This window comes from Halobacillus sp. A1 (assembly GCF_024189295.1).
Classification (GTDB): domain Bacteria; phylum Bacillota; class Bacilli; order Bacillales; family Halobacillaceae; genus Halobacillus_A.
On the sequence record NZ_JAIZEN010000021.1, the window covers coordinates 43,868 to 52,161 of the forward strand.

Annotated in this window: 9 protein-coding genes; 2 read left to right on the forward strand and 7 right to left on the reverse strand. The window is 39.9% G+C overall.

Going from position 1 to position 8,294, the window contains the following annotated elements:
• Positions 1-9: 9 nt before the first annotated feature.
• From LF817_RS16760 to LF817_RS16770, 3 genes are all read right to left on the reverse strand, one after another.
• A complete protein-coding gene (locus LF817_RS16760) occupies positions 10-1,071 on the reverse strand; it encodes a M24 family metallopeptidase (RefSeq protein WP_253936962.1) in 1,062 nt (353 codons plus the stop codon).
• A complete protein-coding gene (gene aroQ / locus LF817_RS16765; RefSeq protein ID WP_253936972.1) occupies positions 1,064-1,522 on the reverse strand; it encodes a type II 3-dehydroquinate dehydratase in 459 nt (152 codons plus the stop codon). Before aroQ ends, LF817_RS16760 begins: the two co-directional genes overlap by 8 nt.
• Before the next feature lie 69 nt (positions 1,523-1,591).
• Positions 1,592-2,083, reverse strand: coding sequence for a YqhR family membrane protein (locus LF817_RS16770; protein ID WP_253936963.1), 492 nt, complete (start codon positions 2,081-2,083; stop codon positions 1,592-1,594).
• Positions 2,084-2,411: 328 nt separating this feature from the next.
• On the opposite strand from LF817_RS16770, the gene LF817_RS16775 reads away from it, so the two are divergent.
• Entirely contained in the window at positions 2,412-2,813 is a 402-nt protein-coding gene (locus LF817_RS16775) for a DUF2955 domain-containing protein (RefSeq protein ID WP_253936964.1), read from the forward strand.
• A gap of 20 nt (positions 2,814-2,833) precedes the next feature.
• On the opposite strand, the gene LF817_RS16780 is transcribed toward LF817_RS16775, so the two are convergent.
• From LF817_RS16780 to LF817_RS16790, 3 genes are all read right to left on the reverse strand, one after another.
• Positions 2,834-3,721 carry a patatin-like phospholipase family protein gene (locus LF817_RS16780; RefSeq protein WP_253936965.1) on the reverse strand — a complete coding sequence of 296 codons (888 nt, stop codon included), beginning with the start codon at positions 3,719-3,721 and terminating at the stop codon, positions 2,834-2,836.
• Positions 3,722-3,807: 86 nt separating this feature from the next.
• On the reverse strand, positions 3,808-4,245 hold the full coding sequence (mntR, locus tag LF817_RS16785; protein ID WP_253936966.1) for a transcriptional regulator MntR: 438 nt from the start codon (positions 4,243-4,245) through the stop codon (positions 3,808-3,810).
• Between the two features lie 400 nt (positions 4,246-4,645).
• Positions 4,646-7,222 (reverse strand): vitamin B12-dependent ribonucleotide reductase, encoded by a 2,577-nt coding sequence (locus tag LF817_RS16790; protein WP_253936967.1) that lies wholly within the window; start codon positions 7,220-7,222, stop codon positions 4,646-4,648.
• 414 nt (positions 7,223-7,636) lie between these two features.
• Here LF817_RS16790 and LF817_RS16795 point away from each other — a divergent pair, with 414 nt between their 5' ends.
• On the forward strand, positions 7,637-8,017 hold the full coding sequence (locus tag LF817_RS16795) for a rhodanese-like domain-containing protein (RefSeq protein ID WP_253936968.1): 381 nt from the start codon (positions 7,637-7,639) through the stop codon (positions 8,015-8,017).
• Between the two features lie 169 nt (positions 8,018-8,186).
• Here LF817_RS16795 and LF817_RS16800 read toward each other — a convergent pair.
• On the reverse strand, positions 8,187-8,294 hold a 108-nt coding region (locus LF817_RS16800), incomplete at its 5' end, for an IS3 family transposase (RefSeq protein ID WP_253935032.1).

The following is an 8,294-nucleotide window of genomic DNA, read 5'->3' on the forward strand; positions in this document are numbered from 1 at the left end:
CCCTCCTAATTATAGTGTAATAAGCTTCTTAGTCGAATGACTTAATTTCTCGTTTCCGTTCTCAGTAATAATCGTATCATCTTCAATTCGGCAGCCGCCGATTTTCGGAACATAGATGCCCGGCTCTACAGTCACAACCATACCAGGTTCCAATTTTACGTCTGATCTAAACGATAGACCGGGACCTTCATGGACATCGAGGCCAATACCGTGACCAGTCGAGTGACCAAAGTATTCACCATAGCCTTTTTCCTTAATATAATCACGGGTCAGCGCATCTGCTTCTTTCCCAGTGATTCCAGCTTTTAAACCTTCCATACCCTTCAACTGGGCGTGGTACACTGTATCGTAGATTTCCTTTAGTTGATCACTGATTTCGCCGACAGCTACTGTACGGGTTATATCTGAACAATATCCTTTATATAGAGCACCGAAGTCTAATGTGACCAATTCTCCGGTTTGAATTTCTTTTTCAGAAGCAACTCCATGAGGAAGGGCGGAACGATACCCTGAAGCTACGATAATATCAAAGCTAGATGAGGAGGCACCTTGTTTTCTCATGAAGAATTCCAGCTCATTGGAGATATCAATTTCTCTGACACCCGGTTTTATATAGGAAAGGATATGCTCAAATGCATCATCAGCTATTTTAGTGGCATCCTTTAATATAGTAAGCTCATCTTCAGTCTTTATCAAGCGTAATTTTTCGACCATCCCTGAGGTCGGAACAAGCTCAGCGTCCAATTTCTTAGCAAACATGTCGAATTGCCCATATGTAAGATGATCTTTTTCAAAACCTACCTTCTTCAAGCCAAGCTTATCGACCTGAGTCGCCACTTCCTCATGTAAAGGTACTTTATGTTCAACAATCTCAAAATTGACGGCTTGCTCAGCAGCTTGTTCAGTATACCTGAAATCCGTAATAAACAAAGCTTTATTATGAGTAATAAGCAAGGCTCCGGATGAACCTGTAAAATTCGCTAAATAGCGGCGGTTCTTTTCACTCATTATCAATAATCCATCTAATTGTTGCTCTTCAAAAGCCTGGCGTAAGTTATCAAGTTTACCCATCAGCTTCTCCCCCTTCGTTTTCCAGTTTATTAATCAATCCTAACGCAGCGATTCGGTAGCCTTCGATTCCGAATCCTACAATTTGGCCCATACATACAGGCGCTAACATGGAATGATGCCTGAACTCTTCGCGCGCATGAACGTTTGAAATATGAATTTCAACTACCGGTGCAGATATGCTGGCAATCGCATCACGCAAGGCAATGCTCGTATGAGTATAAGCTGCGGGGTTAAAAATAATTCCAGCCACAGTACCCTCCGCCTCGTGGAGGCGATCGATCAGTTCCCCTTCGTGATTTGATTGGAAGCACTCCAATTTATAGTGATAAGCTGAAGCAGCTTCCGTCACCAGACTCTCCACGTCTTGCAAAGTATGATGGCCATAGGTTTTCGGTTCTCTCTGACCAAGTCTATTCAAATTAGGGCCATTCAATAAAAGCAATCGTTTCAACAATCATCAGCCACCCAACTTTTTCAGAATGAATACTCTTCGTTATTTTATCATACTATGAGCATATCATCACTTCGTCTGCTGGTTGTATTCGTGAAACTCATAAGATATAGAATATCCAATGAATACGCCATATAAGATAAATAAGCATAAGTTAGTTACGATGGAATCTACTGATAATTCTCTCCAGTGAGGTACAGCGTCAAATATAGGATTTAGACCAAAATAAATTCCTACAAAAATCACTAGACCGAAAAGCAGTCCAGGCCATATACCATTCATACTTTTCAAAGCTGTATAATAGATAAGCGCTGTTAAAACAGATAATAAACCAACAATTATCACAGCTAATATCTCGCCCAATAAAGAACTTGTCCATTCTGTCTCCCAAAAAGAGCGAAAAACGAATGATGCAGCTGATACTTCTGAAAAATGAAAATAGTAAGATAAAGCTCCAATCCCACTCCATAAAACTCCCGCAACGAATCCGACTGTTAATGATTTAGCCAGCACACTATGCGGGGGTTCTTTTTTGCTTTGTTCTTTTTGTTCATCCGACATTATAATCACCTCGAACTTATAGTTACCAACATTTTAAAATTTCATCCACTTTCGACCATCTTAATGGTAGTGAAACTTGCAAATATACTGTAAAATAAAAGTATAAAATATATAGAAGCAAATTTAAGCTACTAGTCAATTGTTTTTTAAACGCAGCCCCAGAAGAATGAATACTTTAAGTATTTTCGGAAAGAATCTAAACTATGACCACGCTCCGTATAAGCTAATTAATAAAATATGCTAGAAAATGATAAAAGTGCACAGAATAGTGGTATACAATTAGTAAAGACCTGAAATATGCCGAATTCTTAAAAAGGGGGATAACGCAATGGCCAGAAAATGGATTACTCCTGTCATTTACACTCTAATCGCACTTGCTGTTTTTTATGTGGCTGTTCAATTGCTGACGGACACAACCAGTTTCCTATCATCAATTATCATGATGATCGGATTTGCCGTCCTACTATATGGTGCCATCTATTTCTTTTTTCTCCGTCACCGCATGGGCTCTGGAGGAAATAAAAATGAGATGAAAAAATATAAACAAGCGGTCAAACAATCCAAACAAAAATACAAAGCTCCTAGTCCTGTCAAAGCATCTAAAGTAAAAACAAACCCTTCATTTAAAACAGCGTCCATACAAAAGAAAAAAAGCAGAAGAAAAAACACACCTAATCTCAGGGTTATAGAAGGTAGTAAAAATACTAAAAAAGATCGAGCCTCCTTTTAATTATCGCGGGCTCGATCTTTTTATTTTGACCATCTTTTCAAAAATTTCTCCGCTTGTTCACGGCCTAAATCAATCAACATCTCTTTTTGCTTCGTACTCAAGTGGAAATCTGTCGTTTCTACTCCTTTTACGGGTATAAAAATAATATCACGGCTTTTAGAAGCTGATATATACCTGGCATCATGAGCCTGCTTCATCGTATTAAATAAGGCTTGAAACATCTCTATGGCGTTTTTGATTCTCTTTTCAGGTAAGTGGTCAGGAGGATCGCTAAGCTGCATACCAATGATTGGCCGCTTCCTCCTTCCATGCTCATTCTCAAACAGCCAAATAGGGAAATTACTTAGAACCCCTCCATCGACTAATATAGACTTCCCTTTCTTGCCATACAGCTTTACCGGCATGAAAAAATAGGGCAGGGTTGCACTTATTCTTGCTGCTTTTGCCACAGAAAATGTATTCGGATCTATGCCATAGACCTCTTTTAAATCATCTGGTAATACGACCATCCTCCCTAATGTCAAGTCTGAGCACACAATCTTAAGCTTTCCCTCCGGCAAGTGGGCGAAAGTCTTTATGCCTTTTTTTTGAAGCCATTTCTCCAATACATCTTCTAACCTATTCCCTCTGTAAAGACCCATCCGAAAATATAAATATATCCATTTGGAAAACGGGAAAATTTGATCCACAAATGGTTGATCAATCAAATTTTCCAAAGTGAGCTCTTCAAGTATTACGCTTAAATCTCCAGAGTTATACCCCGCTGCTTTCAAGCAAGCAACAATTGCACCAGCCGAGGTTCCTGCCACTCGCTGAATAGAATAGTCATTCTTTTCAAGCACTTCTAAAGCACCAATAAAAGCTAAAGATTTAACACCCCCGCCAGAGAAAACGCCGTCTATGTTCACGCACATCCCCCCATATGTTATTTATAAGTGTGGAGAGTGCTATATAGAACGAAAGCCATAAAAAAAAGACGTAATTCTACGTCTTCTTAGTCCGTCTCATTATTTTGTTCTTCATTTTTTTGCTGCACGCTTCTTAAGTCATCAACTCGGCTGGACTCTTCTTCAAAATATTGCACCAGGTCGCCTATACGATCTATGGAATCCCAGCTTAAATGATGCTCGATTCCTTCTACATCTTCATAGATTATATCCGGATCGACGCCTATGATCGCAAGAAATTGTTCTAGTAACTCATGGCGGTAGACAAGCCGCTTACCTACTTTCTTTCCTTTAGGAGTTAATATAAGTCCCCTGTACTTCTCATAATTCAAGTATTGATCCCGGTCTAATTTTTGGACCATTTTTGTTACGGAAGAGGGGTGAACTTGCAGATTCTCCGCAATGTCTGAAACCCGTGCATACCCTTTATCCTCAATTAATATGTAAATTTGTTCAATATAATCTTCCATACTTGGCGTTGGCATGTTAAACCCCCAATAATGCTTATGTTCTGTAGGCCTATTCAAGAAAATGATACACTAGTTCAACTTCAATGACAAGGAAGGGTGTGGCAATCCCCTAACTTTGAAGACGCAAATTAAAGATATATTGGCGTTTCCTATACTAAAGATAGTTTGAGCCCCATCCTAGAAAACACCTTTTACTCATCACGATGGTGGAACTGTGCAGTGTCTGAACTTTGAGTTTTAACAATCCATCCATTCACACGAACAGCAAATCACAGGTTTCCATAACCTTATACAAAAAACCGCTCCACTCGTTTTAATATAAGCGACTAAACTTAACAAAAACAAGATAGAGCGATTTTTTATGAGTAACTTTTCACCTGATTATATCTCACGGACAGCTCATTTTAGTCGTGTTTTATAATCCACACTTCAACTGAGCATTACAGTTTGTACATGTGTTGCATCCACCAATGTCTTCTACTGTTCCCTTACGACATACAGGGCATGTATCTCCTACCTCAGAACCGATGGTAACGTTTGTCTTTTCCAACTCATGGACAGTATCCATAAGGACCACTCTCGGCTTCTTCTCTTCATCAAAATCGAACTCGGTTTGTTCTCCTTCAAAACCGTTTTCTTCTGCTTTGAGCGTAAGCACCTGGCTGTCACGGCTGCCGTCTACATACACCGTGCCGCCTTTTGCTCCACCGTGGTAAAGTCGCTGATAAACCTTCTCTACTTGCTCTACAGAATAGCCTTTCGGGGCATTCACCGTCTTCGAAATTGAACTGTCCACCCAGCGCTGGATCACACATTGGGTATCCGCATGCGCTTCAGGAGACATCGTCATCGCAGTGATGAACCATTCAGGCAGTTCGTCTGGATCCTGCTCAGGATTCCTGTCTAAATATTCTTTAACAATATCCGCTTTTACTTCGATAAATTTACCTAAACGGCCGCTTCTATAATACGAGAAGGAAAAATAAGGCTCGAGCCCGGTACTTACTCCGACCATAGTTCCTGTGCTTCCCGTTGGAGCTACAGTTAATAAGTGAGAGTTACGAATGCCGTATTTCAGAACACCTTCTTTTATATCATCAGGCATGTCCTGCATATAGCCCGTGTTAACGAAATTCTGACGTAATTGTTTCGTTTCTTCATCTGTTTGCCCGATTAGGAAAGGAAAGCTTCCTTTTTCTTCAGCTAAGGCGATCGACTCGCGGTAAGCTGTCGTAGCAATGACTTCGAAAATTTCATCAACAAGTTGATTTCCTTCTTGGGAACCGTATTCTGTCTCACAGTAAATCAACAGGTCGTGCAGACCCATTACTCCTAAACCAACACGACGCTCACCAAGCGCTTGCTTTTTATTTTCTTCAAGGAAATACGGTGTAGCATCAATAACATTGTCTTGCATGCGAACCCCAGTGGCGACTGTTTTTCTCAATTGATCAAAATCAACTTCTTTATTATCTTTATCTGCTACAGAAGCTAGATTTACAGCCGCTAAATTACAAACGGAGAATGGAGCTAAAGGCTGTTCCCCACAAGGGTTGGTAGCTACGACCTTTTGTCCGTATGCACTAGCGTTAGTTTTTTCATTCGCATTATCGATGTAGAAAATACCCGGCTCTGCTGAATACGTCGCACAGATGTTAATGAGATTCCAGAGTTCCTTCGCTTTTACTGTCCGGTATGTTCGAACAGCCAAACCTTTCTCTTCCCATTCACGAACATCTCCGCTCGCCTGCCATTCGGCATTGTAAATTTCCATATCTTCTTTTGAATAGCTTTCTACATCTGGGAATCGGAGACGATAATCTTCATCGTTTTCAACAGCTTCCATAAAATCCTTTGTTATACAAACGGAAATGTTAGCCCCTGTCAAAAACTCGGAATTGTTGACTGTGTATGTGCCGCCTGTATAAAGCTTCTCTTCCGCTTCCCGAATGCTGCTCTCTGTAAAACCGCCCTGACCCGGCATGTTCTTGTAGTTGACAACACTCTGATAAAGATCTCTTTCCGTTTCTGTTAACGGAGAAAATTTCAGTTTATCTTTTGCAAGTTTCTTGATTTCCTCATCTTCTGTATTTTCAATCAGATAACGCAGGATACGAGGATTCTGCATTTTTGAGATGATAAATTCTACAATATCCGGATGCCAATCAGCCAGCATGATCATTTGTGCTCCACGTCTCGAACCGCCTTGCTCTACTAAGTGAGTCAGTTTAGCAATGTCATCAAGCCATGATACAGACCCTGAAGATTTACCGTTCACCCCGCGAGCAAGTGTGTTCCGCGGTCTCAGCGTTGAACCATTCGTCCCTACGCCTCCACCTCTGGACATAATCTCCATAACTTGTTTACGGTGATCCGATATTCCTTCACGCGAATCCTGGATGTAAGGCATAACGTAACAATTAAAGTACGTGACATCTGTATTGGAACCAGCCCCATACAATACCCTGCCTGCCGGGATAAAGTTCAGGTTAGAAAGCTCTTCATAAAATCTCTCGAAACTTTCATGTCTTTTTTGCTCATCCGCTTCTACTGCCGATAACCCGGCAGCATTTCTTAACGCGATCTGTTCATAATAAACTTCTAAAGGCTTATCTATCGTGTCAAGGCTTTTAGTGATCAAACCTGTCTGCTGCTCTTCTTCGCTGTCCAATACGTTAACAAATTCCGGCTCAACTTTGACCACAGCTTTGTGTGCATTCCAGTCGATGGATTGGATAAACCCGAATCCACGTGCCGGAAACTTAGGATCATCTTTGACCGTAAGTACGACAAAGTCCCCTTCTGCTAAGGTCAACTTTTCCGTGTCTTTAAACGCGTAACGATCTAACATTACCAGTCTTGATACACCGCTATGGGTCAAATGCATATTCTCAGTCACTTCATGCACTTGCTCAAATTGGCGTATGTCCGCATTCAAGCGCTCCACGTTAATTTTTGAATTTGCATCTTTCGTTGTGGGCGTTATTTGCATGCAAACCTCTCCCTTCCATCATGCTTGTTAGGGCATGTCTTAAAACTTTATAAAGAATTAATATATTAGTAACATACCACATCTACGAAAAAATAATCAATATATTGTGCTCGTAAATTACAAAGTGCCTATATATTGTGTTTTTGAACAACTATGTAGAACTTTGTCAATTTACAAATCGTTCAAATATGAAAGTGAATGGAAGATAATCAAAGAATATAGAATTAAATAAACGATTAGACACTTTTTTTATAAGTTGCAAAATCCGCCAAAAGCAATATGACGTAAGATTGCTTCTTCCAATCCAAAAAGCCATTATAAATTCTTTCTACTCAAAAGTCCAAGATAAAAAAACTTTGAAATAGGATGGATTCCCTCATATAATAGATAGGGGAAGAGGGGGTAGAAAGAAATATGGAACTTTGGATTTTAATCGGTGCAATAGTATTTTTGATTGCTTTCGGAGTTTATCGATTTTTGAAAGCTAGAAAGATATTGACTACATTATCAGAGGATGAATTTCGACAAGGATATAGAAAAGCCCAGCTAATTGATGTACGCGAACCAAAAGAATTTGATGGCGGCCACATTTTAGGAGCTCGTAATATCCCGCTTTCTCAGATGAGAAACCGTCTCATAGAAATTCGCAAAGACAAGCCTGTTTACCTTTACTGTCAAAGCGGAGCACGCTCCACAAGGGCGGCCTTGATGCTGAATAAGAAAGGGTACTCTAATCTTAACCAGCTGCAGGGCGGCTTCAAAAAATGGAACGGAAAAATTAAAACGAAAAAATAACAGAAGCTGAACCTGTAAATAACTAAATTCCTTATAAAAAAGTTAACAGCTAATGAAATCGAGTATACAACCTTTTAGTGTATACTCGATATTTTTTTGTTCTTAGGAATTTCAGTCTTGATATTCATGTAAGCTCCCTATAGTGGAAGACTGGATTGTCAACACAAAACTAGACAATTTCATTAAGGTGTTTCTTCTTGAATTCTATAGGACTAAGGTAGTTGAGAGTGCCATGAATTCGAATATAATTGTACCAGTGGACATAATCAAATAAAGC